The sequence below is a fragment of the Oerskovia jenensis genome (genome assembly GCF_016907235.1).
Classification (GTDB): domain Bacteria; phylum Actinomycetota; class Actinomycetes; order Actinomycetales; family Cellulomonadaceae; genus Oerskovia; species Oerskovia jenensis.
The window spans coordinates 4,351,598-4,377,845 of sequence record NZ_JAFBBO010000001.1; the positions used below are offsets into that span (position 1 = coordinate 4,351,598).

A 26,248-nucleotide genomic window follows, 5' to 3' on the forward strand; every position below is an offset into this window, starting at 1 on the left:
CCGGTTGTCGGCACCGTCAGCGACCCCGGCGACCTACTCGTCGTCGACGGTGACGACGGCGGCCGTCGTGGTTCCGGTCGTCCCTGCGGGAACGACCATCTGCACGCCGGCGTCGTCGTTGTGGGCGAGCGTGCGCTGCTCTGCGACTTCGGTGGTGGTGAGACGCATGACCTGACCTCCTTGAAGATGCACCCCTCCGAACGAGGATTGTTCGGATCCAGAGGATGCTGCGATTTCGCCTTCTCACCGTAGGAACGAACGCTTGTGATCCTCTAGTCCGGATATTTGCGGACATGGGAACTCTTGACAGTGATACGAGTCATCCTGTATGTATAGCCCATGAGGGCGCAAATGAAGCAAATCGCTTTGTCGGAACGGTGTATCGGGCAGGGGGCGATCATGGTGGGGTTCGCGCCCGCAACGCTTTCGACAGGAAATGCCGGTCGGCGCGTCGTCGCCGCGACCGCACTGATTCTCGATGCCGAATCACCGCCGCCAGCCGTGCGGCGGGGGAGAGGCCGCGGGTGAGGCGGACTGCGATCGCTCGGCGGACGGGCTGGGCCGGGCTGGCGTCGACGACCCCGAGCGCCGTGCGGGAGCTCGTCGACCTCGACCCGTTCGCCGAGGCCCTCATCGCATGTACCGGGAGCGCGTGGGGGAGCGGAGACGCGGGCGCTCGGGCGTTCATCGACGCGATGCGGGCTCGCGTCGACGGCGCTCTCGATCTCGTGGACCGCGTCGACGGCCTCTCGGACGAGGGCACTGCGGTCATGGTCGCGGCAGGATTCGCAGGCAGCCCGTTCGGCCCGGCAGTGCTCGAGCCTCTTCTCGTCCTCTCCGACAGGCGCATTCGCGCGGCTCTCGAGGAGCTGGTGGAGAGCGGGGTCGTCGTGCGGCTCGGCCAGGACTCGTTCGCCGTCGCGGCAGCCCTGTCGATGCCCCCTCGAACCGGCGCGGACCCTGCGCGGGCGACGACGCCTGCCAGCCACAGGGAGCTCGAGGTTGCCGATCTCGTCGCGCAGGGCTGTACCAACTATCAGATCGGGCAGCGGCTTCAGGTCAGCGAGCGCACCATCGAGACGTACGTCCGACGACTCTTCACGAAGCTGCAGGTCCGTTCGCGCTCGGAGATCGCGGCATGGTTCATGACGCACCAGGTTCTGCGAGACCACTAGCCGGAGTTTTCTCGCGTCCAGCCGTCCGCCCCGACGGGGTGGGTGATCGACGCCGTCGGGCCAAGAGGATGTGCCTCGTGGTGCGCCGCACGGCGAATCACCCGCTCGTTCTCCACTGACAGCATCGACGCGTGTCGGTGGCGTCTCCTACTGTGACCGACGACGCCGTGCCGACGGAGCGCGGCGGCCTCCGGACGTGGTCCGGCGGCCCGGAGGAGACGGTGGGACGCGTGCTCGACAAGATCAAGGGTTGGCTCCAGGGAGACCACGACGGTGCGGTCGAGGGTGGTGGTAGGACGGAGGGGCGGCGACGCGCCGAGCCCTCGGCTCGACTGGTCGACGGACTGAAGATCCTGGACGCGGACACCGAAGGCCTCGGAGCCCGCGCGGTCGCCTACGTCCACACGGGCGACGGACCGGAGCTCGTGACCGAGCTGTCGCAGCGCACCGACGACGCCGCGGACCGCCTGCTCAACCGGCCCGCGACGCTGGGCGTCTGGACCTACACGACGCAGGCCGAGGACAAGGCGATCAAGGAGCGCGTGCCCGGCTGGAACGTCTCCAAGGGCGCCACGGCCCGCAGCAACCTCTACACGCTCACCGAGTCCGTGGGCGTCGACGCGCTCGTCCGGATGGGCCGCCTGCTCGCGGCGGTCTCGCCCGACGTCTCGCGTGCCTCGGACAGGCTTCCCGCCTGGTTCGCGGCCCTCCTGACCGACGTCGCCAAGACGTGCGGCGACCGGCGCACCCAGGGCAAGAACGGCAAGCCGGGCGTCCGCAGCCAGTGGACGCCCGAGCTCCTGACCGCGATCCTGCGCGACGGCGGCATGGCCGAGGAGAGCATCCCCGTGGCAGTCGTGGCCGGGATCTTCGACCGCCCGGTCACCGCGGACTACTACGGCGACCCGCTCGCGGTGTTCACCACGCAGCCCGGTGTCGAGGAGTACCTGGTCGCCCACACGGGTGCCGTGGCCGTGGTCGCACCCCTGCTGCGCGCGACCGGCAAGGTCGAGCTCCTGCAGTTCCTGCGAACCCGGACCGCTGCGCTGGACGCGTTCGTCGGGCTCGTCGCGCAGCTCGCGACCGACAACGCCAAGTCGGTGCGCGAGGAGGCGGCCGGAAACCTGGCGGCCCTGCCCGCCGAGCGCCAGGTCGAGCTCCTCGAACCCCTTCTCGCCACGATGCCCGCGAGCCGGCTCGCCGGCATCGTGACCCACCTCGTGGGGGTCGAGGGTGGCATCGACGCGCTGCGGCGCGCGCACGCCGCCGACGGCAAGGGCGCTCGCGGCACGCTGCTGTCGAACGCGATCGAACGCGCCACCGCGCTCGACGTCGCGACGGTCGTGGTCGACGAGCCCCTCGCCGTCCCGCCGTTCACGCCCCTGCCCGAGGTCGTCCTCGGCGACGCGTTCGTGCGCTCGGCCCGCGACGCGGTCGACCGCAAGCTGGCCGCGAACCGCGACGAGCTCGCCACGCTCGAGGCGCTGCCCAAGGCCGAGGCCCAGGGCTGGCGGCTGTCGCACGCCCGCGGAGCCGTCAAGGACCTCGCGGGCATCACCGACGACCACCTCGCGCAGGTCGCGCAGTATCTCTCGGGCGCCCTGACCAAGGTGCCCCCACACAAGGTGCTCCTCGAGCTCCAGGCCCCCGCGATCCGGGGCCGGCTCGACGGCCTGACCATGCTGCACGACATCCGCTTCGCGCGCTCGCACGGCGGCGGCAGGCAGCGCTATCCCTGGTACCAGCTCAACGCGACGACGGACATCGCGGTCGACCTCCGGGTCCTGGCCGACGGCGTCGAGCGAGCGGGCGTCCAGGACTCCGAGTCGGCCGTCGCCGAGCTCGTGTTCGACTCCTGGTTCGCCCGCGGGACGTTCGCCCCCGAGCACCTGTGGCCCTACTTCGCCGAGCACCCGCGCTCGCTCGACACGATCCTGGGGCTGCGGCCGTCGAGCACGGTCGACGCGTACAGTCGCTCGGAGCGGCTCGAGGTCGCCCTCACGATCCTCGGCGCGTTCCCCGTCATCCCGAACCGCTACCTCCCGCGACTGGCCGAGCTCGCGCTCGGGGAGGGCAAGACGCACCGGGTCGCGGCGCAGAAGGTGCTCGAGTCGCACGTCGGTGCCCGCGACCTCGCCGAGCAGGGCCTGCGCGACGGCAAGGCGGAGATCCGCGTCACGGCCGCCGTCTGGCTCCAGCGGCTCGGCGACCCGGCCGCGGTCCCGGCGCTGCGGACCGCGCTCGCCAAGGAACGTCGCGAGGTGGCCCGCGCCGCGCTCCTCGGGGCCCTCGAGGCACTCGGCGACGACATCGCCCCCGAGCTCGCGCCGGCGGCGTTGCTCGCCGAGGCGACCAAGGGGCTCAAGGCCAAGGCGCCCGCGAGCATGGCGTGGTTCCCGCTCGACGGTCTGCCCGCGCTCCGCTGGGCCGCCGACGGCGACCCCGTACCCGTCGAGGTCGTGCGGTGGTGGGTCGTCCTCGCGGTCAAGCTCAAGGACCCCAGCGGGCTGGGCCTGATCGCGCGCTACGAGTCGCTGCTCGACGACGAGAGCCGCGCGGCGCTCGGCCGGTTCGTGCTCGACGCGTGGATCGGCAAGGACACCCAGGGCCCCACGGCCGAGGAGAGCAGGGCCTACGCGGACGGCGAGGCCCAGCAGCGGTACGACCGCTACCAGCACTGGTACAAGCAGCACCCCCAGTACTACGAGGCCGAGGCCGCACGGACCGTCGACCAGCACCACCAGGACGCGTTCCGCGAGCACCAGGCGAACTACCTCGGGTCGGCCATCGCCGACAAGGGGCTGCTCGCACTCACCGTGGGTATGCCGGGCGTCGACCTGACGCGCTCGGTCCAGCAGTACTTCAAGGCCCACATCACGCGCCGCGCGCAGATCGAGGCCCTCGTCCGGGCGCTCGCGGCCAACGGCGACCCCGCGTCGATCCAGCTCCTGCTGTCCGTGGCGCGCCGTCACCGCCAGGCCACGGTCCAGGCGACCGCTCAACAGCTCGTCGAGGACCTGGCCGAACGCCGGGGCTGGTCGGCGCAGGAGCTCGCCGACCGCACCGTGCAGACCGCGGGCTTCGAGGACGACGGGATCCTGCACCTCGACCTCGGGTCGCGCGAGTACACGGGGCGCATCTCGCCCACGTTCACGCTCGAGCTCACCAACGAGGCGGGCAAGGTCGTCAAGGCGCTGCCCGCGCCCCGCGCGGACGACGACCCGGAGCAGGTCAAGGCCGCCAAGGCGCAGCTCTCGACGAGCCGCAAGGAGCTCAAGGCTGTCGTCGCGCTCCAGACCCAGCGCCTCTACGAGGCCATGTGCACGGGCCGCGAGTGGCCCGTCGCCGACTGGCTGGAGTTCGTGGCGGGACACCCGATCATGTCCCGGCTCGCTGCCCGGCTGGTGTGGCTCGAGAACCCCGGCCCGGGACAGCGCGCGTTCCGCCCCGGGGACGGGGGAGCCCTCATCGACGCCGACGACGAGGACGTGACCCTCGCCGAGGGCGCGACGGTCTCGGTCGCGCACGGTGTGCTGCTGGGCGACGAGGAGACGAGCCGCTGGCGCGAGCACCTGGCCGACTACGAGATCACGCCCCTGTTCGACCAGCTCGAGGTGACGGTGCCCGTCACGGACGGCAAGGCGACCTCGATCAGCGACCGCAAGGGATGGCTCACTGACAGCTACACGGTCCGTGGGCGTGCGACCAAGCTCGGCTACGCGCGCAGCCAGGCCGAGGACGGCGGCTGGTTCTCGGGCTACGAGAAGGCGTACCCGAGCGTCGGGATCACGGCGGTCATCGAGTTCACGGGCGCGTTCCTGCCCGAGGAGAACATCGCCGCGGCGATCACCGAGCTCGTGTTCCGCCGCTCGACCCGGGCGTACGGGCAGAGCGCGGAGGCCCGCCTCGCGGACCTGCCGCCCGTCCTGGTCGCGGAGTCCTACCGCGACTACCTGACCGTCGCTGCCGGTGGCAGCTTCGACGCCGAGTGGGAGAAGAAGAGCGCATGGTGACCGTCGCGAGCGCGACCACGCAGGACGACGGACCCCAGGTCCTCGACCGTGCCCCTGCCCAGGAGATCCGCCCACCCGCCGAGGTGCGCTTCGCGGACGAGCTCGCAGTCCTCGAAGCGGCCGACCGGGCCAAGGGCTCCGAGCTGCCCCCCGGGTGGCGGCTCAGTCCACGGGCCGTGCGCACCTTCGTCGTGGGCGACGCAGAGCTCGGGGTGCGACGGAAGTTCTACGGCGACGACCCCCTCGTGGACCGTGCCGTCGTGTCCCTGCTCGGCCGTCAGGGACTCATGCTCGTCGGCGAGCCCGGCACCGCGAAGTCGATGCTCTCGGAGCTCCTCGCCGCGGCGGTCAGCGGGACGTCGAACCTCACCGTCCAGGGCACTGCGGGCACGACCGAGGACCACATCCGCTACTCGTGGAACTACGCGCTGCTCATCGCCGAGGGGCCGAGCGAACGCTCGCTCGTACCGTCGGCGGTCCAGCAGGCCATGAGCGCGGGCAAGGTCGTCCGGTTCGAGGAGATCACGCGCTGTGCCCCCGAGATCCAGGACACCCTGGTCTCGATCCTCTCCGAGAAGCAGCTCATGATCCCCGAGCTCGGCAGCGAGGCGAGGGTCTCGGCCAGGCCGGGTTTCAACGTGCTCGCGACCGCGAACCTCAAGGACCGGGGAGTCCACGAGATGTCGGCGGCCCTCAAGCGCCGGTTCAACTTCGAGACCATCAAGCCCCTCACGGACCGCCAGTTCGAGATCGACCTCATCGAGGCACAGCTCACGGCCGAGCTGGGCCCGGCGAACGAGCGCCCGCCGCTCGCGCGAGACGTCCTGGACGTGCTCGTCACGGCGTTCCAGGACCTGCGGACCGGGGCCACGAGCAACGGAGCACCCGTCAAGCGCCCCGAGACCGTCATGTCGACGGCCGAGGCCGTCAACGTCGCGGTCGCCGCGTCGCTCGAGGCCCGCTACCTGGGCGACGGCACCGTGACCCCGGCCGAGGTCGCGCGCCAGCTCGCGGGCGTGGCCTCCAAGGGCGACGAGGAGGACGCCCGACGTCTGCGGCACTACGTCGACAACGTCGTGCGCGAACGGGCACGCCGTGACCCGCGCTGGAAGTCCTTCCTGTCCGCGGCGGAGTCCCTGTGGCAGTAGCGCAGACCTCGGCACGGGTGGCGTGGGGACGGGCGCCCGCGCGCATGCGGGCGGCCGCTGCGGCGGTCGAGCGGTTGCGTGGTGACGGGATCTACCTCGCTCCCGTGCGCCACCACAGCCCGGCGTGCGCGCTCGCGGTCGGGGCACTCATCGAGGAGGTGCGACCCGCCGTCGTGCTCGTCGAGGGACCCGAGGAGTACGGGCGCCTCCTGCCCGCGCTGCTCGACCCGCGCACGCGCCCGCCCGTCGCGGTCCTGAGCCTGGGCACCGACGGCGGCGGCGCGGGCTTCTACCCGCTCGCCGAGTTCTCGCCCGAGTGGGTCGCGCTGCGCGCCGGGGCACGTCTGGGCGCCGAGGTCGCGTTCGTCGACCGGTCGTGGGTCGCGCGTGCGGCGGGCGAGCGGCCCGGCGACGCGTCCGGGCGGCGCCCGCCCGACGACGGCGAGAGCGTCGAGGGCGCGCCCGGCGGTGCCGGCGACGCCCCGGAGGGCGCCGACGGCGACGCGTTCGCCCGCACGCTCCAGTCCGAGCGCAACCTCGCGCACTCGCGGACGATCACCGCGATCGCCGAGCGACTGGGGTGCCGCGACCACGACGAGGTGTGGGACCACCTCTTCGAGGCGCGCACGAGCGAGCAGCTCGCGGACTGGCGCGAGCTCTTCGACGACGTGTTCGCCTGGGCAGGGCTCGCGCGTCTGGACTACGAGGAGGAGGTGCTGGACGCCGACGGGTCGCTCGCGCGCGAGGCCCTCATGTCGGCCCGTGTCGCCGAGCACCGGGCCCGGGTCGAGGGGCCCGTGGTCGTGGTGACGGGTGCGTTCCACACGCTCGCGCTCGTCGAGGCCCTCACCGGGGCGCCCGAGGGCGAGGCGGTCGTGAGCCGCCGTCCGGCCGGCGGCTATGGCCCGCCCGCGTCGGCCGACGCCTGGCTCATCCGCTACGACCACGAACGGCTCGACGGCCTGCGGGGCTACGGCGCGGGCATGCCGTCGCCGGGCTTCTACGAGCGCCTCTGGGCAGCGCACCGGGAACCGGGTGGGCCGCGCGCGCTGGGTACGTCGCTGCTCGTCGACGTCGCGGCGGCGGCCACCGCGCGCGGGGCGCAGGTGAGCCTGGCCGAGATCGCGTCGGCGGCCGAGCAGGCGGCCCGGCTCGCGGACCTGCGCGAGCGCCCGTGGCCGGGACGCACGGACCTCCTCGACGCGCTCACGTCGTGCTTCGTCAAGGACGACGGCGGGCTCGACGTGGGCATCGGGCGCCCGCTCGGGCAGGCGGTCGCCGAGGTGTTCGGCGGGCGCGCGCTCGGCGAGGTGCCCCCGGGCACCGCCTCGCCGCCGCTCGTGCAGCGGGCGCGGGAACGGGCCGAGGAGCTGCGGCTCGTGGTGACCGACTCGACGCCGCGTCGCACGCGCCTCGACGCCCGCCGCACGCCCCGCCACCGGGAGCGCCGGGCGTTCCTGTCGCTCATGGACTTCGTCGGGAGCGGGTTCGCGCACCAGGTCTCGGGACCCGACCACGTCGCCGGGCGCGGCCTGGGGCTCCTGATCGAGGAGTGGGAGTATGCCTGGACGCCCCTCGTCGAGGCGTCCCTGGTCGAGCTGTCGCACGTGGGCGCGACCCTCGACGCCGTCGCGGTGCACCGCCTCCACCGCCTCGAGCTCGAGCTCGCGACGACGGGACGATCGGCGCTCGGCGTCGCTCGCCTCGTGGCCCAGGCCGTCGTGGCGGGGCTCTCGGAGCACCTCGACCGCCTGGTCGCTCTCCTGCGTTCGACGCTCGACGTCGACCCGTCGCTCGAGTCCGTCGTGGGCGGGCTGCACCGCCTCGTGGACCTGTGGGACGCGCGCGTCGAGCTGGGCCTGGAGGACCACGCGGACGACCTGCTGGACCTGCTCGACCACGGCCTCGCGACCGTCGCCTACCTCGTGCCCGGCCTCGGCGCGGTCGACGCGGACGCGGAACCCGCCGCCGTCGGGACGCTCGTGGCCCTGCGCGACCTCCTGCGGGAGGCGAGCCGCGCCACGCTCGCACCGATGCCCGACGGCGGCGCGCACCCCCGCGGGGACTCGTCGCCGGCGGGTGAGGCCGCCCCGCGCACGACGGGTCGGGCCGAACCCGTGCTCCGCGAGCTCTCCCGGCTCCGTGAGGACCGCGGCACGGCCCCCGGCGTTCGAGGTGCCCTCGTGGCGCTCGCCGCGACCGACGACTCCCTCGACGACGACGTCCTGGTCGGCGAGGCGCGTGCCCAGCTCAGCCCGGGTGCGGACCCGGTCTCCGCGGTCCGCTTCCTGGGCGGGCTGCTGCGCGTCGCCCCGGACCTCCTGCTGCACACCCCCGAGCTCTTCGACGCCGTCCACGCCGGGCTCCGTGGCCTCGACGGGGACGCGTTCCTGGCCGTGCTGCCGGACCTGCGCCGCGCGTTCACCTGGCTCAAGCCCGCCGAGACGCACGGGCTCGCGCAGCAGGTCGCGATGCGTACCGGCGCCCGGGCCGAGCGGATCGACGTGCACCTGGCCGCGACCGAGCAGGACCTTCACGCGGGGCTCGCGCTCGAACGCGAGCTCACCGCGATGCTCGTGCGCGACGGGCTCGGCGCGTGGGCCTTCAGTGCGTCCCAGCGCACCGGTCCGACGCCGACGCCGACCGCTACCCCGACCACCACCCTGACCACCACCCTGCCCGACCAGGAGAATCTGCCGTGACCGTCCCGACCGCACTCCCGGCGTCGTCCGCCGACGAGCTCGAGGCCGCGCGCCGCTGGCGGCTCGTGCTCGGCCGCTACGCCGCGCAGGAGCTCCCGCAGGACCCGTCGGACGCGGGGGTCGAGCGGGCGCTGCAGTACCTCTACGACCGCGAGTACGTCGAGCGCGGGCATCGCCTGGGCAAGGGGCCTGGCGGGCGTGGCGGCGGAGGGAGCCTCGATCCGTCGGCGCTCACGGCGCTCGACTGGCTCGGCCAGGCCCGCACGCTGTTCCCGCGCGAGACGTTCGAGCGCATGCAGGTCGACGCCGTGAGCCGGTACCAGCTCACGGACCTGCTCGCCGACCCGGAGGCGGCCGAGGCGCTCGAACCCAGCCGTGAGCTCGCGACCGCGCTGCTGCAGGTGCGCGGACGCCTCGACGAGCGTGCCGCCGCCGGGCTCCGCACGGTCATCGCGCGCGTCGTGGAGGACATCGTGCGACGGCTTCGGCCGCAGTTCGCGACCGCGCTCACCGGGCGCAAGGACAGGTCCCGACGCTCGATGCACAAGGTCAGCCAGAACTTCGACGGCAAGCGCACGCTGGCGGCCAACCTCTCGCGCTACGACCCGGAGTCCGGGCGGCTGATCGTGGGGGACGTGCGGTTCGTGTCCAGGGCGCGGCGCACGCTCACCTGGGAGGTCGTGCTGCTCGTCGACCAGTCGGGCTCGATGGCGGCCTCGTTGCTCTACAGCGCGGTGTGCGCGGGGATCATGTCGGCGCTGCCGGGGATCACGGTCCGGCTCGCAGTCTTCGACACCAACGTGGTCGACCTCTCGCACCTCGCGCACGACCCGGTCGCGGTCCTGCTGACGGCGCAGCTGGGCGGTGGCACCGACATCGCCAAGGCGGTGCGCTACGCCGAGCAGCAGGTCACGAACCCGAGCCGCACGGTCGTGGTGCTCGTGAGCGACTTCGAGGAGGGTGGCTCGGTCACCCAGCTCCTCGCGGGCGTGCGGCGGCTCGCGGAGTCCGGCGTCCGGATGCTGGGGCTCGCGGCGCTCGACGAGGCGGCCGAGCCCGTCTACGACCACGGGACGGCCCGCCGCCTCGCCGAGTGCGGCATGCACGTCGCCGCCCTCACCCCCGACCGGTTCGCCGAGTGGCTCGGGGAGGTGCTCGTATGACGCCGGACTGGCTCGCGGTCTTCGCGGGGTACGACGACGCCGCGCTCGTCGCGCTCGCCAACGCGGGCCTGCTGCGGCGTGCGGGCAAGGACCTCGCGGCGGGGAACGTGTCGCTCACGTCGCAGTCCGCGGTCGAGGTCGTGGTCGCGTGCGGGAGCGCGGAGGTGCGGCTCGGGCCCAAGGGCCCGGTGGCCGCGTCGTGCTCGTGCCCGACGGCGGGCGTGTGCCAGCACGTGGTCGCGGCGTGCCTGTGGGCCCGCGAGCAGGTGACCGGTGGGACGTCGGGGGAGTCGACGGACGCGGTCCTGTGCGAGCCCGTCGGTGCGCGCGAGCCCGTCGAGCCGGCGCCGACCAGCGTCGACGCCGGTGGCGGCGGGGGCCGGGCCCCCAGCGCCGACCGCGCGGGCACCCAGGACTCCCTGGCCGACCTCCTCGCGCTCGACCCCGTCGGCGTGAACCGGGCCGCGGGCAGGCCCGCGCTGCGCCGGGTCGTCGAACGGCTCCCGGCGGCGCTGCTCGCGGCGCTCGCGCAGGACGGCCCGGGGGTGCCCACCGCGTGCGAGGTCGCGGCCGACGGTGCGCGGCTCACGATCACGTGGGCGGACGGCGCGGGCGTCCCGACCCAGGTCGTCTTCGTGGCCCCCGCGGGGTTCGCGGGCATGGTCGTCGCCGGAGCACGCTCTGCCGGGGACCAGGCCGCGGCCCGGCTCGAGGCCGTCGTCCGGGTCTTCGCCCGCGAGGGCAGGTCGTGGCCGTGGCCGCGTGAGATCGAGGCCGAACGCTCGGGCGAGCTGACCACTGCTCAGCGTGCGGGGATCGAGGAGGCGAGCGCCGTCGTCGGGCACGTGGTCGACGCCGGACTGTCCCACCTCGGTGCCGACGCCGCCGACACGCTGCGCGGAGCTGCCGCCCGCGCACGGCTCACCGGCCTCGTCCTGCTCCACCGCCTCCTGCTCGTCGCGGCCGGTCTCGTCGACGGCCTCGCGTCCCGCGACGACGACGTGAGCGAGGCCGATGCGCTCGGAGTCCTCGCCGAGGCGTGGGCGCTCGCGGCGGCGCTGAGGGACGCGCCCGTCGCGGCGCTTCCCGACCTCCTGGGGGCACCGGTGCGCCGGACCACCGACGCGGAACCCGGCGACGAGCTCCCGGGCCGCCTCGTGCCGCTCGGCGTGCGGTGGTGGCGGGCGCCCAGCGGCGCCCGCGGACTGACGCTCACGGCCTGGGACACGCGCCACCGGGAACTGCGGACCGCGACGGTCGCGAGGCCCTCGGGTGCGGACCCGACCTTCCGCCGCGACGTCGACCTGCCGCTGCTCTGGAAGGTGTCGGTCGCCTCGGTCTGCAGCGGGCCGTTCGAGCTCGCGGGGGCGGAGACGCGACCTGACGGCTCCCTCAGCACGACCTCGCGCACGAGCCTCGTGCCACGAGGGGGCTTCGACGTCGGGGAGCTGCGGGCGATCGCGCAGCACCTCGAGGGCGGCGCGACGACAGGAACGGTCGGGTTCGGCCGGGCGAGGCGGAGCGTCCGTCTCGTGATGGTGCGGGAGACCGGCGCCGTCGGGGTCGACGAGGTTCGTCGAGACGTCACCTGGCCCGTCACGGCCGCCGACGGGGTCACGCACGTCCTGCGCACGGGCGTCGAGCACGAGCGCAGCGTGGAGGCGCTGCTGTCGGTCGTGGCGTCGCGCAAGCAGGTGGTCGCGGTCCTCGTCGAGCGCGACGCCTCGACAGGGGCGGACGAACCCGTCGGTGTGTTCCTGCGGACGGGCCAGGGGAGCGTCGAGCTCTTCGCGCCGTCGATGTCCCCCGTGCTCCGCGCTGTGAGCTGGACGGCGCTGCGCCGACTGAGGGCCCGGATCGCGGCGCTGCACCGGGGCTCGACGGTGCACGTGGCCGAACCGGTGGCCCGTGGCCCGGTGGCACGCGTGTGCGAGCCCGCGCTCGAGGTCGTGGACTCGCTCGGGGCGACCGGACGTCGCAGGCTCACCGCGCACCAGCAGAGCGTGCTCGAGGACCGTGCACGGCTCGCCCACGACCTCGGGATGGTGACCGTCGGCCGCACGATCGAGGCGCTGAGCACCGACGCGACGACCTCGATGCTCCTGCGGGCGCGCTTCGTGCTCGGACGGGCGCGGGGGCTCGCGGACGCGTAGCCCGGGAGGGGCACGGGCAGGGGCGGGCGTGGTGAATCCGCACCTCGCAGAGTTCTGGTCATTTTCGTCACGGAGTTTTCGGTGCTGTGAAGTGCATTCTTCGTTGCCCCAGGCGATGTGAAGATGAGGTGTCGGAACTGTCGATGTTCTGTTTGTGCCTGATTGGTCGACGAATTGTGCGCATAGTGTCCAGCGGGCCGGACGGGGGAAGACGTATCCGGCCGGAAGGATTCGGCATCGTCGATTCTTCTGCCATGTGTGACCGATACCTGTGATCGGAGTTCCGTATGACGAAGTACGCAGCTTTCTACGTTCCACTGACCGCCGCGGCGCTCGCCCTGACGGGCGGCGTCTCGGCCTGGGCGGCGCCGGCAAGCGCCCCCACGAGCACGGTCGCCCCGGCGAGCACCTCGACGGGCGTGCTCGAGCTCGCGTCGCCCGGCGGAGGGTGGTCCTACGAGGGGGCGACCGGCCCCGAGCACTGGGGCGAGATCGCCTCGACCTGCGCGTCGACGCCCACGAGCAAGCAGTCGCCCGTCGACATCCCGCTGCGCTCCCTCACGGAGAGTCGCAAGGTCAAGGCGCCCGTGCTCGACTACGAGCGCGCCCCGTTCACGGTCCGCGACACCGGGGAGACGATCCAGGCCGACCTGACCACGGTCGGCTCCAACGCCATCACGGTCGACGGGACCCGCTTCGAGCTCCGGCAGTTCCACCTGCACACCCCGAGCGAGCACACGATCGACGGCGAGCCGGCTGCGATGGAGCTCCATCTGGTGCACCAGAGCGCCGAGGGCAAGCTCGCGGTGCTCGGGGTGCTGCTCGAGCTCGGCCGGGAGAACGCGGCGCTCGCGGGCTACTTCGACGCGATCCCGGCGGCTGCCGCTGCGACGTCGTCGGTCGCGCCCCAGCCGGTCCAGATCAACCCGGCGCACCTGGTGCCCGCGTGGTCGGACCTGATCCGCTACGACGGGTCGCTCACGACGCCGCCGTGCAGCGAAGGCGTGCTCTGGACCGTCTACGAGCGTCCTCGGATGATCTCGAAGGCGCAGCTCGGCGCCTTCACCGCGGTGCACCCGGAGAACAGCCGTCCGGTACAGCCGCTCAACGGCAGGAGCCTGTTCGAGGTCGACGTGCACTGATCCCTGACTGCCGGAAAGGCGTCCGGTCGCCGACGTCGAGTCGGTGGCCGGACGCTTTTCTTTCGTCGGTCCCAGAGGCGGAAATGAGAATGCTCTCATTCGGCGGCCGGATTTCTGGTTCCGTCGTTCAGGAATTGCCGACGATATCCGTGACGTGACGGCGTGCACCGGTGATCACGGTGGGCGGGACGCGGGGCGCCCCGGATGTCAGACCCTCACGGCAGACTTCGGGGCGTGTACTCGGTCCCGCTCCGCACGTCGTCCGCCGACCCGGTCGTCGTCGACGTCGAGGACCTCGACCCCCACGGCGGCCGGCTGCACCCCGCCCCACGCCGCACGACCTGGCCGGAGGCCGTCCTCGAGCGCGCCGGTCCCCTGTCCGCGAGCCCCGCGGTGGCCACGACCACCCTCGACGCGCCCCAGGCCGCGGTGCCCGCGACCCGCTGGGTCTGGGAAGACACGAACCTCTGGTACCCGGCCGCCCTCGCGGCGGGCGTGCGCGTCGAGCGCGCGCACGACCTGCGTCTCTCCCGGGCCATCCTGCGGCGTTCGGTCCTCACGTCGGGTACACCGTTGGCGCGCGGGCCGCGCGACGCGTGGGACGACATGCTCCCCGTCCCGACGGTCCCCGTGCCGGGGATCGAGCGCCCCGACGCTCTCTTCGACCTCGGCGCCCCCCGGGACGCCTCCCCACCCGACCCCGTCGGGGAGCTGCGCCGACAGCTCGAGGCGGTCGCGACGTCGTCGGGCCCGGGACAGCTGCGGCTGCTGCTCGCGGCCGAGTCCGCGGGCGCCCTCGTGGCCGCCGAGATGAGCCACGCCGGGCTGCCCTGGCGCGAGGACCTGCACGACGCGATGCTCACCGGAGCCCTGGGGGCCAGGCCACCGCTCGGCCTGCGCCCCGCACGGCTCGAAGCCCTGGCCGAGCGGGTGCGCGCGGCGCTCGACGCGCCCGCGCTCAACCCCGACTCGGCCCCCGAGCTCCTCAAGGCCCTCGAGTACGCGGGCGTCGGCGTCAAGTCGACCCGCAAGTGGGACCTGGAACGTGTGGACCACCCGGTCGTCGCACCCCTGCTCGAGTACAAGAAGCTCAGCCGCCTGCTGACCGCCAACGGCTGGAACTGGCTCGACACCTGGGTGCGAGGCGGACGCTTCCGGCCCGAGTACGTCGTCGGGGGGGTCGTGACCGGGCGCTGGGCCGCCAACGGCGGAGGAGCCCTCCAGCTCCCGCACCAGATCCGCTCGGCCGTGGTCGCAGACCCCGGGTGGACGCTCGTCGTCGCCGACGCGGCGCAGCTCGAACCCCGGGTGCTCGCGGGGCTCTCGGGGGACCTCGTCATGGCCGAGGCCGGGCGCGGCGGAGACATGTACCAGGGCATCGTCGACGCGGGCGCCGTCGAGACGCGCGCCCAGGCCAAGATCGGGATGCTCGGCGCCATGTACGGCGGCACCACGGGAGAGAGCGGGCTCATGCTGCCACGGCTCGCCAAGGCGTTCCCGCGCGCGCTCGACCTCGTCGAGCAGGCCGCACGGGCGGGGGAGCGCGGCGAGATCGTCACCACGCGCCTCGGCCGGAGCTCGCCCCCGCCCGGGTCGGGCTGGGAGGAGACGCAGGGCAGCGCGTACGACGAGTCCGCGTCGAGCGACGCCCAGTCCCGCGCCCGCAGCCAGACCCGCGCGTGGGGCCGGTTCACCAGGAACTTCGTGGTGCAGGGCACGGCCGCCGAGTGGGCGCTGTGCTGGATGGCGTCGCTGCGCGGTCGCCTCGCCGCCATGCCTCGGGCCGCGACGCCCGGACGAGCCCCGACTCCCTTCGCCGACCAGCCCCACATGGTCTTCTTCCTGCACGACGAGATCATCGTGCACACCCCGGTCGAGCTCGCCGAGCAGGTCGCGGCCGAGATCCGGGCCGCGGGCACCGAGGCCGGGAAGCTGCTCTTCGGCGACTTCCCGGTCGACTTCCCGCTCACGGTCGCGATCGTCGACGACTACTCGCAGGCGAAGTAGCGCTCTCGCTCAGGCGGCCCGCGGCTCGCCCCGGTACGTCCCGACCGACCAGAGGTTGCCCTCGGGGTCCGCGAGCACCAGCTCACGGCTGCCGTAGTCGGTCTCGCGCAGGGGAGTGAGCACCGCGCCGGCGCGCTCCGCCCGGTCTGCGATCTCCTCGATCCCCGTCCCGCTGCCGAGCGCCCCGGCGACCACGTACCCGCCGAACGTGCCCGGCGGACGTGACCACTCGCCGTCGGGCTTGAACGAGCCCAGCATGATGCCGCCGCCCGGCGGCCAGTCGAGCTGGGCGTGCGCGACGCCCCCGTCGCCCGTCATGACCGTGTTGCGTCGGAAGCCCACCACGTCGACGAGGAAGTCGATCAGCCCGGACGCGTCGTGCGCCTGGAGGGTGGGCCAGACCTGAGCCGGGGGTGCCTGTGTCGTGTACGTGTCCATGAGCTCAGCCTGCTCGCGGTGCGCCACCCCCGGCTTGGATGTTTGCGCGCTCCTCGGCGAGCCACGCCGTCGGGCTCAGGCCCGCGAACGCGTGGAAGTCACGCACCAGGTGGGAGTGGTCGGCGTACCCGGTGCGGGCCGCGACGTCCGCGAGGTGCGGGCCCGACGGCGACAGGAACCCCGCGCGCACCTCGTCCCTGGCCGCGTCGAACCGGACCAGGCGGCACGCTGCACCGGGGCTCAGACCGAGCTCGGCCGAGAAGAGCGACGTGAGCTGGCGAGGGCTGAGCCAGACGTGCGCGGCGACGTCGGGCACGGACAACCGGCCGTTGCTGCGCAGGATGTGGCGCCAGGCCTCGGCGACCTCGACCCGGACGTGTCCGTGGCCAGGGGTGCGGGCAGTGGCCACGCGACGCAACGCCTCGGCGACGAGCGTGAGTCGCTCGTCCCACGACGCCGTCTCGCCGACCCGCTCCCGCAGGTCGCGCGAGAGGGGGCCGAGCACGTCGTCGGCGTCAGTCACCATGCCCAGCTCGCGAGGCGGCACGCCGAGCAGCGCGCGACTCGCGAGGGGGTCGAGCGCGAGCTGGACGCCCTCCTGGTGCGCGGGCTGATGGATGTAGGCGGGGGACAGGTGCAGCCCCCCGACGAGCGAGGCGTACCGGTGCAGCGGCGCGTCACCTGGGCCCGTCGCGGTGGGGACAGGACCGTCGAGGCTGATGACGAACGTCAGCCACGGCGAGGGCAGCCCACGGTGGACCGAGGGGGCCTCGTCCGTGATCTCGTAGCCCAGGATCGAGCCGACCGCAGACCCCAGTGGTCCGGCCGGGGAGGCGCGCACGTAGTGCTGTCCCATGCCTTCACGGTAGGTCCTGGGGGTCGCTCGGCGCGCGTCGTCGCCGGCCCGCGGCGGATAGCCTGGACCCGTGACCGCACACCCCACGCTCGCCGACGTCGTCCGGACCCTCGAGGCGCTCTACCCGCCGTCGACCGCGGAGGGGTGGGACGCCGTCGGGCTCGTCACCGGGGACCCGGCCCAGCCCGTGCGCAAGATCCTCTTCGCTGTCGACCCCGTCGCGACCGTCGCCGACGAGGCGATCGAGTGGGGTGCCGACCTCATCGTGACCCACCACCCGCTCTTCCTGCGGCCCGTGCACTCGATCGCCGCGACCACGTTCAAGGGCTACCTCGTGCACCGCCTCGTGCGGGCAGGGATCGGGCTGTACGTCGCGCACACCAACGCGGACGCCGCACCGCGCGGGGTCGCCGACGCGCTCGCGGACGCGATCGGCCTCGTGGACCGGACCCCGCTCGTCCCGGCGTCCGGATCCGGGGCTGCCGGGCCCGACGGCGCCACGCACCTCGTGGAGACCGGCATCGGTCGTGTGGGCCGCATCGAGGAGCCGACGACGTTGCGCGCCTTCGCCGAGCGCGTCGCCGCAGCCCTGCCCGCGACCGAGCAAGGAGTGCGCGTCGCGGGCGACCTTGACGCGACCGTGAGCACCGCGGCCGTCGTCGGCGGCTCGGGGGACTCGCTGTTCGACGCCGTCCGCAGCGCGGGGGCCGACGTCTACGTCACCGCGGACCTGCGCCACCACCCCGCCTCCGAGCTGCGCGAGCGCGCGGAGTTCGAGGCGGGCGAGGCGGGCGGGCCGTTCCTCGTGGACGTCGCGCACTTCGCGAGCGAATGGCCCTGGCTGCGCTACGCGGCCGCCGACCTGACGGAACGGCTCGCAGATGCGGGTACGGTGGAGACCCGCGTGAGCGTCCGCCGGACCGACCCCTGGACCGCCCGGATCGGCTCCGCGCCCCGCGCCTGACCCGGCGCCCCACAACTGCATCGAAAGGAACGCACCCTGTGAGCACTGCACCCCCCGAGGACCAGCGACGACTGCTGGAGGTCCAGGCACTCGACACCCGCCTGCAGCAGCTCACGCACAAGCGCGCCTCCCTGCCCTCGATCGCCCGCATCGCGGAGCTCGACGCGCAGATCTCCGACCTCAGCACCTCGCTCGTCGCCTCGCGCACCGCCGTGAGCGACCTCAAGCGCGAGCTCACCAAGGCCGAGGGAGACGTCGAGCAGGTCCGCAACCGTGCGACCCGTGACCAGACCCGCCTCGACTCGGGCCAGGTCGGCGCCAAGGACGCCCAGGCGCTCGTCGGTGAGCTCGAGTCGCTGTCCCGCCGCCAGGAGGTCCTCGAGGAGATCGAGCTCGGTGTCATGGAGCGCCTCGAGGCCCACGAGGAGGCGCTCGCCAAGCTCGACTCCGCCAACGACGAGCTCGTCGCCGCCAAGCGAGAGGTCGAGGCCGAGCGCGACGCGCAGCTCGCCGAGATCGACGCCGAGGTCGCGACCGTGAGCGCCGCACGGGCCAAGGCCGCCGACGGGATCGACGCCGGCCTCGTCACGCTCTACGACCGCCTGCGCAACCAGCTCGGCGGCCTGGGCGCCGCAGTGCTCAACGGCCGCCGCTGCGAGGGCTGCCGACTCGAGCTCAACCCGTCCGACGTCGCCGCGATCAAGGCCAAGGCGCCCGAGCAGGTCGCGCGTTGCGAGGAGTGCTCCCGCATCCTGGTGCGGCTCGACGCCTGACGTCGACCTTCCGTGGCCCGAGGCCCTGCCCCCGACTGTCCGGGGGTGGGGCCTCGGTTGCTCTCCGGCACAGCCCCCCTTGGGGGCTAGCGGGTGTCGAGAACGGGGTTGAGGCCGTCTCGGGGCGGTTGGCGGCCTCAAGGTCGTGGTCGAAGGCGGGGAAGGTCGTGGTCGTGCCCGGTCTCGGGTTCGAGGGTCTTGGCGCCGAGCATGCGGTTGGCGTCGGGTTTCGGCCCGACAGGGACGTCAACCGCATGGTCGGGCGACGGTAGCCGCATGTTCGGCTCGTGCCCGGTGCCCGGGTGCCGGGCGTGGTCCGGCTGCGGGGTGCCGGTGCCGGTGCGGGTGGGGGCGGTTGTCCACAGCCTGGGACGAGGGGTTCCGGTGGGGTGGTTTGACCCGTTAGGTTCCTTGGAGGTGGGGGCGGTGTGGCCCTGTGCCGGGTACCTACCGAGGGGGCAGGGATGGGTTCGCAGGGGTTGGTCGGGCGTGGTCGAGGGCGTGCCATGGGGTTCGTGGGCGGGGTTGGTCCGGGAAGCGGTCGTGCTTCCGCTGCAGGTGCACGACGGCGTAGGGGTGCGCTGGTGGTGGTGGTCGCGGTGCTCGCCGGCCTGGTGGCAGGGTGTTCTTCGCCTGGGCCGGCGGTCGAGTCTTCGGCGCCGGTGGTGAGTGAGGAGCCGAGCCCGACCCCGAACCCGACGCCGACTCCGACTCCGACGGGGCCGGTCAAGCCCGAGCGGCCGGCGGACATGGACCGTACCGACGAGGTCGGGGCGGCTGCGGCGGCGACGTACTTCCTGGAGCTGTACCCGTATGTCATGGCGACCGGTGACCTGACGGAGTGGGAGCAGGTCTCGTTGAGGGAGACATGCGAATTCTGTAGTGCCGTACTCGACCATGTTGCTGGGTACGTATCGGCCGGTAACCAGTATCTGGGCGGTGCAGTCACGGTCGAAGTCCTCGAGGTTTACCCCTTGGACACTCTCTATGCTGGCTACCCCGTAGATGTTCGGGTACAACAAGCCAGCTCTACCGTGGTTTCGCCCACCGGTGCGGTGTTGGAGGAGACGGCTGCGGAGGACTCAGTGCTGCGCGCCGAACTGATCCACGACGGAGAGAAGTGGCGTCTTGCTGGCGTGTCCACTGACGTGACCGCTTCATGAGGGGGCTACGGCACCTTGTGATTGCCGCCCTCGCACTGGTGATCGTGAACGCGACTGCGGTCGTTGCGGCAGCGGCAAGCATCTCCGGTGACGCCGAGGACGACTCCGTCGTTCTGAGAGCGACTGATGTCTCGGCTGATGGGTCGGCGCATCGGCCGCGGAATGCGGATGGTTCGCCGGCGTCGGAGGAGTATCGGCGGATGCCCGCGTCGGTCTGTTTCACCGATGACTTCCCGACGACCAAGGGGCAGGTGGGGGCGTGCAGGGCGGGGGAGCGTGAGGGGGCGTTGGCGGTCACGTGTGAGGCGGGTCAGGTCGCGTTGGACCCGATCTTCAAGCAGACCTGGGTCAACAACCCTGATGGCACGATCAGCGATCTGTCGCGGTGGGAGCTGCAGGACCCGGCTGACCCGGGTGACTGTCTGACCGCGGTCGACCTGGCGCCGTTGGTCGAGGCCGAGTTCCAGCGTCTGACGATCGCTCCGTCCCCGATCACGATCCAGCCGCCGGACGGGTGGACCCTGGTCAACGTCGACACGATCACCTACACCAGCCCGGCCCCGCAGGTGTTCGCGACCACGTTGCTGGGTATCCCGGTCACGATCGAGGCCACCCCGGCGACGTACACGTGGGACTACGACGACGGCACCGCCGCGCGCACCACGACCGACCCTGGTGCGCCCTATCCCGAGCACACCGTCGCCCACGTCTACGCCCAGGAAGCGACCGCGACCATCACGTTGGGCACGACCTGGCACGGGCGCTTCCAGATCACGGGCACCACCACCTGGACCCCCATCACCGGCACCGCCACGACCACCACCACCGCCCCACCCCTGACCATCCACGAAGCCCGCTCCCGCCTCGTCACCGAACCCCTCGACTGACGAGATGCTGCTCGTTGTCGCCCGGTCGCACCCACGAGCGACAACGAACAGCATCTCGGTGCCTGCCATCGACCCGGCCAGCCAGTCGCCGCAGGAGGTGCCATCAACGCCGTCGGTTCGACGCCAGCAGCCCGCGCGAGGAACACTGAGGCGACCGCTCGGTGCGGGCCCCGGCCATGAACTGTGACGCAGCTGGGGTCCGGACAGCGACGTTCGCCCGGGACGGACGACCGGACAGACCGGCCGGACAGACCGACCGGCCGGGCACACCGACCGGCCGGGCACCGACCGGCCGGGCACACCGACCGGCCGGGCACACCGATCGAGCGGATCGACAGGACGATGGCAGACGTGGAGGACGAGGAATGGGCAGGACGTTGATCGTCGAGGCGGACGGCGGATCGCGCGGAAACCCCGGACCAGCGGGCTACGGCGCGCTCGTCCGCGACGCCGCGACGGGAGCAGTGCTGGCCGAGCGAGCCCGCTACCTCGGCATCGTGTCGAACAACGTCGCCGAGTACTCGGGGCTCGTCGCGGGGCTCGACGCCGCGCGGAAGATCGACCCCGAGGCGCGCGTGGTCGTGCGCATGGACTCCAAGCTCGTCGTCGAGCAGATGTCGGGGCGCTGGAAGATCAAGCACGAGGACATGCGGCGGCTCGCGGCCGAGGCGGCCCAGGTGCTGCCACCGTCTCAGGTCACGTACGAGTGGGTGCCGCGGGCCGACAACTCCGATGCGGACGCCCTCGCGAACCAGGTCATGGACTCGCGCGGCGAGATCGCCCACGACTACCAGGCGGCCGACATCACACCTGTGACCGACCAGGTGCAGGCAAACACGGACCCGGCATTCGAGGAGCCGGCCGACGCGAGCGGTGCGCCCGGCGCCGTCGCCGCTGGCCCTGGTTTCGACACGCCGACCCGCCCCTCGGGCGCCCGTGCCCGGTTCGACGGCGCCGAGCCGCTGACCGTCGTCCTGGTCCGGCACGGCCAGACGCCGCTCACGGTCGCGGGTGCCTACTCGGGTTCCTCGGTGCCGGGCCCGTCGCTCACGGCGCGGGGTCGGGTCCAGGCTGCCCAGGCGGCCGACCTGATCTACCGCATCGGCCGGGACCGCTGGACGGACCTGCCGAAGCCGACCGAGATCGTGGCGTCCCCCATGGTTCGGGCGCAGGAGACCGCGCGGGCCGTGAGCCGCCGACTGGGACTGCACGTCCGCACCGACGAACGGTTCGCCGAGGTCCACTTCGGCGAGTGGGAGGGGCTGACGGCCGGGCAGATCGCCGAGCGCTGGGACGGGCATCCCGAGCAGTGGCTCGTCTCGGGCACCGAGGTCGCGCCGGGCGGGGAGTCGATGGCCGACGTGGGCGACCGCGTCTGGGCAGGGCTGCAGGATCTTCTCGCGCAGGGCACCGGCCGGACCGTGGTCGTGGTGGGTCACGCGGTGCAGGTGCGCGCCGCCGTCGGGCGGGCGATCGAGGCGCCGCCCTCGCGATGGGCGGGCTTCAGGGTGCCGCCGGGGTCGGTGAGCATCGTGCGGTTGTGGGCCGACGGGACCACCGAGCTGACCGTCGTCGGGTGCCCGAGCGAACCCTGAGCCCGCCGCTCGCCAGTGCGCGCCCGGTGCCGAGAACGGGGTTGAGGTCGCCATGAGGCCCCCATCGACCTCCACCTCGTTCTGGACCGCGCGGAACCTCTACCTCAGTTAGCTGACGTCCCGGCCTCGAGCATGCTCGGCGCCGACAGGTCGCACGGCTTCGAGGGAATCTCAGGCGACGACGAGCTCCAGTGTCGACGCGCCACGCGCCCCGGGCAGCAGCGTCGCGTCGAGCAGCGCGGTCCCGACGAGCTCGTACGCGGCCTTGAGCAGCTCCTCGGCCGTGTGCACGGGCTCGGCACAGGTCAGCAGGTGACCCGTGAGTACCCCGCGCGTGTGCTTGGCGTTGTGCGACACGACGCTGCGCTTGCCGTCGAGCTCGCGCAGCACGCGCACGGCGACATGCTCGGCCCCGGCGGGGACCTTCCACGCGGCCGCGTAGGGCGCAGAACGACAGTCGATCACGACGTCACCGGTCGCCCGCGGGTCCAGGGCCGCGGCGAGGTGCGGCCGCCACGACGGGGCCAGAGCCCCGAGCGGCGGAAGCTTGGTGCCCATCGACAACCGGTAGGCGGGGATGCGGTCGGCGGGGGAGACCGCGCCCCACAGCGCCGACACGATCCGCACCGAGTCCTCGGCCCGCGCGGCAGCAGCGGGCGGCAGGTCGGCCAGGCCGGCGGCCGCGTACAGCACCCCGCTGTAGATCTCCGCGGCGGGGGCCGTCGGTGCCGTGGCCAGCGACACGTTGCGCGCCACCTCGTCGGCGAGCCCCGCGCTCACGCCCAGCACATCGAGCGCGTCGCGCCGCCTGCTCGCGGCGACGAGCGCCGTGAGCACGGCCTTGCGCTGCCGGGTGAGCGACGGCGAGCTGAGGGAGGCGAGGTCGAGGGGAGCGCCGTCGTCGGGCACGGACTTTCCCTCGGAGGGCGGCAGGAGCAGGAGCACACCGCCACTCTAGGGCGGTCCCGACGTGCGCCCGCCCGCCACCGGCGTGGCGATGGTCACCCGTGGCGAACGCGAGGCCAGGGGCACTAGGTTGAGCCGCATGGTCCAGGTCAAGATCTACGGCACCCGCACGGTCTGGGAGATGAAGCGCGAGGACATCTCCGACGCGATCCACCGGGCGGTCGTCGGCGCCTGGGGGCTCCCGAAGGACAAGCGGTTCCACCGCTTCCTCCTCATGGAGGACGGCGACCTGGTCGCACCGGCGCGCAGTGACGCGTACCTCGTGATCGAGGTCGTGTGCTTCACCGGGCGCTCGCGCGAGGCCAAGCGGGCGCTCATCGCCGCGATGTTCGACGACGTCGCGCCCTTCCTGGGACTGGCGGCGGACGACCTCGAGGTCGTCATCCTGGAGAGCCCGCCCGAGAGCTGGGGCATCCGCGGCAAGAGCGGCGACGAGCTCGCGCTGGGCTACCGCGTGGACGTGTAGGCTGCGGGAGCGGATGAGTCGGTCAGGCGGCCGCGTCGGCGCCCTCGTGGCGTCGCCGAGGAACGTCCGGGCTCCACAGGGCAAGGTGGTGGGTAACGCCCACCCGGGGTGACCCGCGGGACAGTGCCACAGAGAACAGACCGCCTCCCACGGCTCCGGCCGTGGGCGGTAAGGGTGAAACGGTGGTGTAAGAGACCACCAGCGGGCCAGGTGACTGGTCCGGCTAGGTAAACCCCACCTGGAGCAAGGTCAGACAGACTGTGTTGGAGGGCGGCCCGCCCGATTCTCTGGTGAGAAGCACAGTCGGGTAGACCGCTGGAGGCGTGCGGCAACGTACGTCGTAGATGGATGGCCGTCACCCGTGCGGGGGCAACCGCGCGCGGGGACAGAACCCGGCGTACCGACCGACTCATCCGCCCTCACCTCCGACCCGGCGTCGCCGGAGCCCCCTTGCGCACGCGCGCCCCTGTCGCCCTCCGCGCCCCCTGCGTAGGCTGGCGGGATGAGGATCGTCGAGTGCTTGGCCCCCCTCGTGGGGCAGTGGCAGGGCGTCCATCGGCAGCGCCTCCTCCCGACCGACGAGTTCGTCGCGTCGGCCGCGACCGCGTCGGTCACGGTCACGGCGCGCGAGTACGTCTCGCTCGCGTACACGTGGTCCGACGGCGACGCGCCCCAGGAGGGGCTGCTCCTCCTGAGCGGCGGCTCGGGCGAGGAGGGGGTGTCGGCGGTGTGGCTCGACTCGTGGCACGCGTCTCCCGCATGGATGCTCTTCAGTGGGACGGTGGGGGACGACGCCGTCGTGCGACTCACGGGGAGCTACGCGGCCCCGGAAGGCCCCGACTGGGGCTGGCAGATCTTCGTCGCGCCGGTCGAGGGCGGCGGCGGGCGCATGACCATGCTCAACCTGGTGCCGGGCGAGGCCGCGTACGAGGCCGTCGAGGCCGTCTACGACCACCGGGTCTGAACGCCGCGACGCTCCCGCCGGCCGGCCCCGCACAGCCCGGACCGGCACGCCCGCGGACCTGAGCGGGGACGGCTACTCGTCGCCCGCCCGCGCCCGCCGCATCAGCTCGAGCGGCAGCGCGACCCACAGGAGCGCGAACAGCACGAGCGCGCCGATCGCCGCGGCGAGCGCGGCCGCGGGCCCCACGACGACGTCGAAGATCAGCAGGACCGTCCCCGTGACGACGAGCGCGAGGACGACGAGCCCTACCCGGGCCAACCGGTCGGCCGACGTCACGAGCCGTGACTTGAGGTGCTTGCGGAACAGCATGCGGTGCAACGACACGGGGGCCACGAGCAGCCCGGTCGCGATCACCGAGAGCACCACGAGGCACAGGTAGACGTTGCGCTGCGCTGTGTCGAGCTCGGCGAACCGTTGCTGGAACGGCAGGGTGAGCAGGAACCCGGTGAGGATCTGCACGCCCATCTGCGTGACGCGCAGCTCCTGGAGGAGCTCGGCCCAGTTCCGGTCGGCCCGCTCGTCGTCGGTCTCGTCCCGCGAGTCGCGGAGGAGCCCGTCTCGCGCACCGTCGGGCTGCCCGGTGCCGGCCCTGTCGCCCGAGGCGCTCGATCCCGCGGGGCCGCCGGCGTCGGCCCCTCTGTTCATCCGGCCGCCCCGCTCAGTGGTTCCGCAGTGCGGTGATGAGCTCGCCCTTGCGCATGGTCGAGCGTCCTTCGATGCCGACCTCCCGGGCACGCACCCGCAGGTCGTCGAGGCTCCACTCCTCGTACGCGGGGGACGACCCACCCTTGGCGCCGACCTCGCTCCGTGAGGACGCTGCGGCCGCGTTCGCGATCCGTGCGGACTTCTCCTTCGAGTTCCCCTCGTCGCGCAGGGTCTCGTACAGGTCCTTGTCCTTGATGGACGGGCCAGGGTCGCGCCGGGGCATGGGGGTCACCTCTCGGGTCGGGTCTCTGCAGGTCGTCCGACCGTACGACGGCGTCGCGCCACTCGCGCGAGAAAGTGCACTCAGGTGGTGCAGACCCGGTCGAAGCACCACGAGCACGAGGAGGTTTCGCCCGAAAACGCACCTGATGGGTACTCCAGGTAAAGCAATCCCCAGAATGCTGTCATGCGGGCGCCTGTCGGGGGTACTCTGGCTCTGTTGGCGGCGCTCCAGTTCTCAGGCGCCGAGAACACGACGAGCGGGGGCTCACGTCATGATCGCGAGCAAGACGACGACAACGACCGGCGGGATCACGCTCTTCGAGCAGCCCGACACGAGCGTGGTGGACATGTGGGGCGAGATCGACGTCGCCCTGCGCAGCGAGGCGAGCGCGGCTCTGGCCAACGCCCTCGATCGGGACGTTCCCGTCGTGATCGACACCTCGAAGGTGACGTTCATGGACTCGACGGGGATCGCTTTCCTTGTGCAGTTCTACACGATCGGCAGCGAGGAAGGGCTTCAGGTCAGCCTGCGCAACCCGCCGACGGTCGTCACCGACGTCCTGGAGATGCTGGGCGTGATCGACATCTTCCCGGCTGTGGCGAACCACCATCTCGAGCACCCGGTCGAGGACCGGCACCACTCCGCGGTCTAGCCGGAGCGCGAGCCGGTCCGACCCGCCGCGACGCGGCGAGCCGGACCAGCAGGCGCGGCGAGCCGGACCAGCAGACGCGATGAGTCGGCCCGG

At 72.8% G+C, this 26,248-nt stretch carries 22 protein-coding genes and 1 other RNA gene; 17 read left to right on the forward strand and 6 right to left on the reverse strand.

Annotated features, from left to right (window positions below; genetic code table 11):
* Nucleotides 1-33: 33 nt before the first annotated feature.
* Complete coding sequence (locus tag JOD49_RS20605) at nucleotides 34-168, reverse strand: hypothetical protein (RefSeq protein WP_275588984.1); 135 nt, start codon at nucleotides 166-168, stop codon at nucleotides 34-36.
* Between the two features lie 356 nt (nucleotides 169-524).
* Between JOD49_RS20605 and JOD49_RS20865 the strand changes: the two genes are divergently transcribed.
* The 8 genes from JOD49_RS20865 to JOD49_RS19480 all read left to right on the forward strand — a co-directional run bounded on the left by JOD49_RS20865 (nucleotide 525) and on the right by JOD49_RS19480 (nucleotide 15,503).
* Entirely contained in the window at nucleotides 525-1,175 is a 651-nt protein-coding gene (locus JOD49_RS20865; protein WP_205308616.1) for a helix-turn-helix transcriptional regulator, read from the forward strand.
* Nucleotides 1,176-1,405: 230 nt separating this feature from the next.
* Nucleotides 1,406-5,188 carry a DUF4132 domain-containing protein gene (locus JOD49_RS20870; RefSeq protein ID WP_205308617.1) on the forward strand — a complete coding sequence of 1,261 codons (3,783 nt, stop codon included), beginning with the start codon at nucleotides 1,406-1,408 and terminating at the stop codon, nucleotides 5,186-5,188.
* Nucleotides 5,182-6,336 (forward strand): ATP-binding protein, encoded by a 1,155-nt coding sequence (locus JOD49_RS19455; protein WP_205308618.1) that lies wholly within the window; start codon nucleotides 5,182-5,184, stop codon nucleotides 6,334-6,336. The genes JOD49_RS20870 and JOD49_RS19455 overlap by 7 nt, the downstream gene beginning before the upstream one ends.
* Nucleotides 6,327-9,038, forward strand: coding sequence for a DUF5682 family protein (locus JOD49_RS19460; protein ID WP_205308619.1), 2,712 nt, complete (start codon nucleotides 6,327-6,329; stop codon nucleotides 9,036-9,038). The genes JOD49_RS19455 and JOD49_RS19460 overlap by 10 nt, the downstream gene beginning before the upstream one ends.
* On the forward strand, nucleotides 9,035-10,201 hold the full coding sequence (locus JOD49_RS20430) for a VWA domain-containing protein (RefSeq protein WP_307822660.1): 1,167 nt from the start codon (nucleotides 9,035-9,037) through the stop codon (nucleotides 10,199-10,201). Before JOD49_RS19460 ends, JOD49_RS20430 begins: the two co-directional genes overlap by 4 nt.
* On the forward strand, nucleotides 10,198-12,354 hold the full coding sequence (locus JOD49_RS19470; protein WP_205308621.1) for a hypothetical protein: 2,157 nt from the start codon (nucleotides 10,198-10,200) through the stop codon (nucleotides 12,352-12,354). The genes JOD49_RS20430 and JOD49_RS19470 overlap by 4 nt, the downstream gene beginning before the upstream one ends.
* Before the next feature lie 287 nt (nucleotides 12,355-12,641).
* Nucleotides 12,642-13,496, forward strand: coding sequence for a carbonic anhydrase (locus JOD49_RS19475; RefSeq protein ID WP_205308622.1), 855 nt, complete (start codon nucleotides 12,642-12,644; stop codon nucleotides 13,494-13,496).
* 204 nt (nucleotides 13,497-13,700) lie between these two features.
* Nucleotides 13,701-15,503, forward strand: coding sequence for a bifunctional 3'-5' exonuclease/DNA polymerase (locus tag JOD49_RS19480; protein ID WP_205308623.1), 1,803 nt, complete (start codon nucleotides 13,701-13,703; stop codon nucleotides 15,501-15,503).
* A gap of 9 nt (nucleotides 15,504-15,512) precedes the next feature.
* On the opposite strand, the gene JOD49_RS19485 is transcribed toward JOD49_RS19480, so the two are convergent.
* Together JOD49_RS19485 and JOD49_RS19490 are read right to left on the reverse strand one after the other, a co-directional pair.
* A complete protein-coding gene (locus JOD49_RS19485) occupies nucleotides 15,513-15,941 on the reverse strand; it encodes a VOC family protein (RefSeq protein ID WP_205308624.1) in 429 nt (142 codons plus the stop codon).
* 4 nt (nucleotides 15,942-15,945) lie between these two features.
* The gene (locus JOD49_RS19490) at nucleotides 15,946-16,797 is read right to left on the reverse strand and encodes a helix-turn-helix domain-containing protein (RefSeq protein WP_205308625.1); all 852 of its coding nucleotides are present in this window, start codon (nucleotides 16,795-16,797) and stop codon (nucleotides 15,946-15,948) included.
* A 70-nt stretch (nucleotides 16,798-16,867) separates the two neighbouring features.
* Here JOD49_RS19490 and JOD49_RS19495 point away from each other — a divergent pair, with 70 nt between their 5' ends.
* From JOD49_RS19495 to JOD49_RS19515, 5 genes are all read left to right on the forward strand, one after another.
* Nucleotides 16,868-17,761, forward strand: a complete 894-nt coding sequence (locus JOD49_RS19495) for a Nif3-like dinuclear metal center hexameric protein (protein ID WP_205308626.1) — start codon at nucleotides 16,868-16,870, stop codon at nucleotides 17,759-17,761.
* A gap of 38 nt (nucleotides 17,762-17,799) precedes the next feature.
* Nucleotides 17,800-18,534, forward strand: a complete 735-nt coding sequence (locus JOD49_RS19500; protein ID WP_205308627.1) for a zinc ribbon domain-containing protein — start codon at nucleotides 17,800-17,802, stop codon at nucleotides 18,532-18,534.
* Between the two features lie 584 nt (nucleotides 18,535-19,118).
* Nucleotides 19,119-19,697 carry a DUF6318 family protein gene (locus JOD49_RS20610; protein ID WP_205308628.1) on the forward strand — a complete coding sequence of 193 codons (579 nt, stop codon included), beginning with the start codon at nucleotides 19,119-19,121 and terminating at the stop codon, nucleotides 19,695-19,697.
* A gap of 200 nt (nucleotides 19,698-19,897) precedes the next feature.
* Complete coding sequence (locus JOD49_RS19510) at nucleotides 19,898-20,584, forward strand: hypothetical protein (protein WP_205308629.1); 687 nt, start codon at nucleotides 19,898-19,900, stop codon at nucleotides 20,582-20,584.
* A gap of 365 nt (nucleotides 20,585-20,949) precedes the next feature.
* On the forward strand, nucleotides 20,950-22,179 hold the full coding sequence (locus JOD49_RS19515) for a bifunctional RNase H/acid phosphatase (RefSeq protein ID WP_205308630.1): 1,230 nt from the start codon (nucleotides 20,950-20,952) through the stop codon (nucleotides 22,177-22,179).
* A 171-nt stretch (nucleotides 22,180-22,350) separates the two neighbouring features.
* Here the strand turns inward: JOD49_RS19515 and JOD49_RS19520 are convergent, their stop codons facing one another.
* Nucleotides 22,351-23,124 (reverse strand): YaaA family protein, encoded by a 774-nt coding sequence (locus tag JOD49_RS19520; protein ID WP_205308631.1) that lies wholly within the window; start codon nucleotides 23,122-23,124, stop codon nucleotides 22,351-22,353.
* 100 nt (nucleotides 23,125-23,224) lie between these two features.
* Between JOD49_RS19520 and JOD49_RS19525 the strand changes: the two genes are divergently transcribed.
* The 3 genes from JOD49_RS19525 (at nucleotide 23,225) to JOD49_RS19535 (ending at nucleotide 24,575) form a co-directional block, all read left to right on the forward strand.
* Nucleotides 23,225-23,611 carry a tautomerase family protein gene (locus JOD49_RS19525; RefSeq protein ID WP_205308632.1) on the forward strand — a complete coding sequence of 129 codons (387 nt, stop codon included), beginning with the start codon at nucleotides 23,225-23,227 and terminating at the stop codon, nucleotides 23,609-23,611.
* Between the two features lie 14 nt (nucleotides 23,612-23,625).
* Nucleotides 23,626-24,027: RNase P RNA component class A (gene rnpB, locus JOD49_RS19530), an RNA gene on the forward strand.
* 86 nt (nucleotides 24,028-24,113) lie between these two features.
* Nucleotides 24,114-24,575 (forward strand): DUF1579 family protein, encoded by a 462-nt coding sequence (locus JOD49_RS19535; protein WP_205308633.1) that lies wholly within the window; start codon nucleotides 24,114-24,116, stop codon nucleotides 24,573-24,575.
* Between the two features lie 72 nt (nucleotides 24,576-24,647).
* Here JOD49_RS19535 and JOD49_RS19540 read toward each other — a convergent pair whose 3' ends face one another.
* Together JOD49_RS19540 and JOD49_RS19545 are read right to left on the reverse strand one after the other, a co-directional pair.
* Nucleotides 24,648-25,220, reverse strand: coding sequence for a DUF6328 family protein (locus JOD49_RS19540; protein WP_239525262.1), 573 nt, complete (start codon nucleotides 25,218-25,220; stop codon nucleotides 24,648-24,650).
* 13 nt (nucleotides 25,221-25,233) lie between these two features.
* On the reverse strand, nucleotides 25,234-25,503 hold the full coding sequence (locus tag JOD49_RS19545; protein WP_205308634.1) for a DUF7218 family protein: 270 nt from the start codon (nucleotides 25,501-25,503) through the stop codon (nucleotides 25,234-25,236).
* Nucleotides 25,504-25,774: 271 nt separating this feature from the next.
* Between JOD49_RS19545 and JOD49_RS19550 the strand changes: the two genes are divergently transcribed.
* Complete coding sequence (locus JOD49_RS19550) at nucleotides 25,775-26,155, forward strand: STAS domain-containing protein (RefSeq protein WP_205308635.1); 381 nt, start codon at nucleotides 25,775-25,777, stop codon at nucleotides 26,153-26,155.
* Nucleotides 26,156-26,248 lie beyond the last annotated feature (93 nt).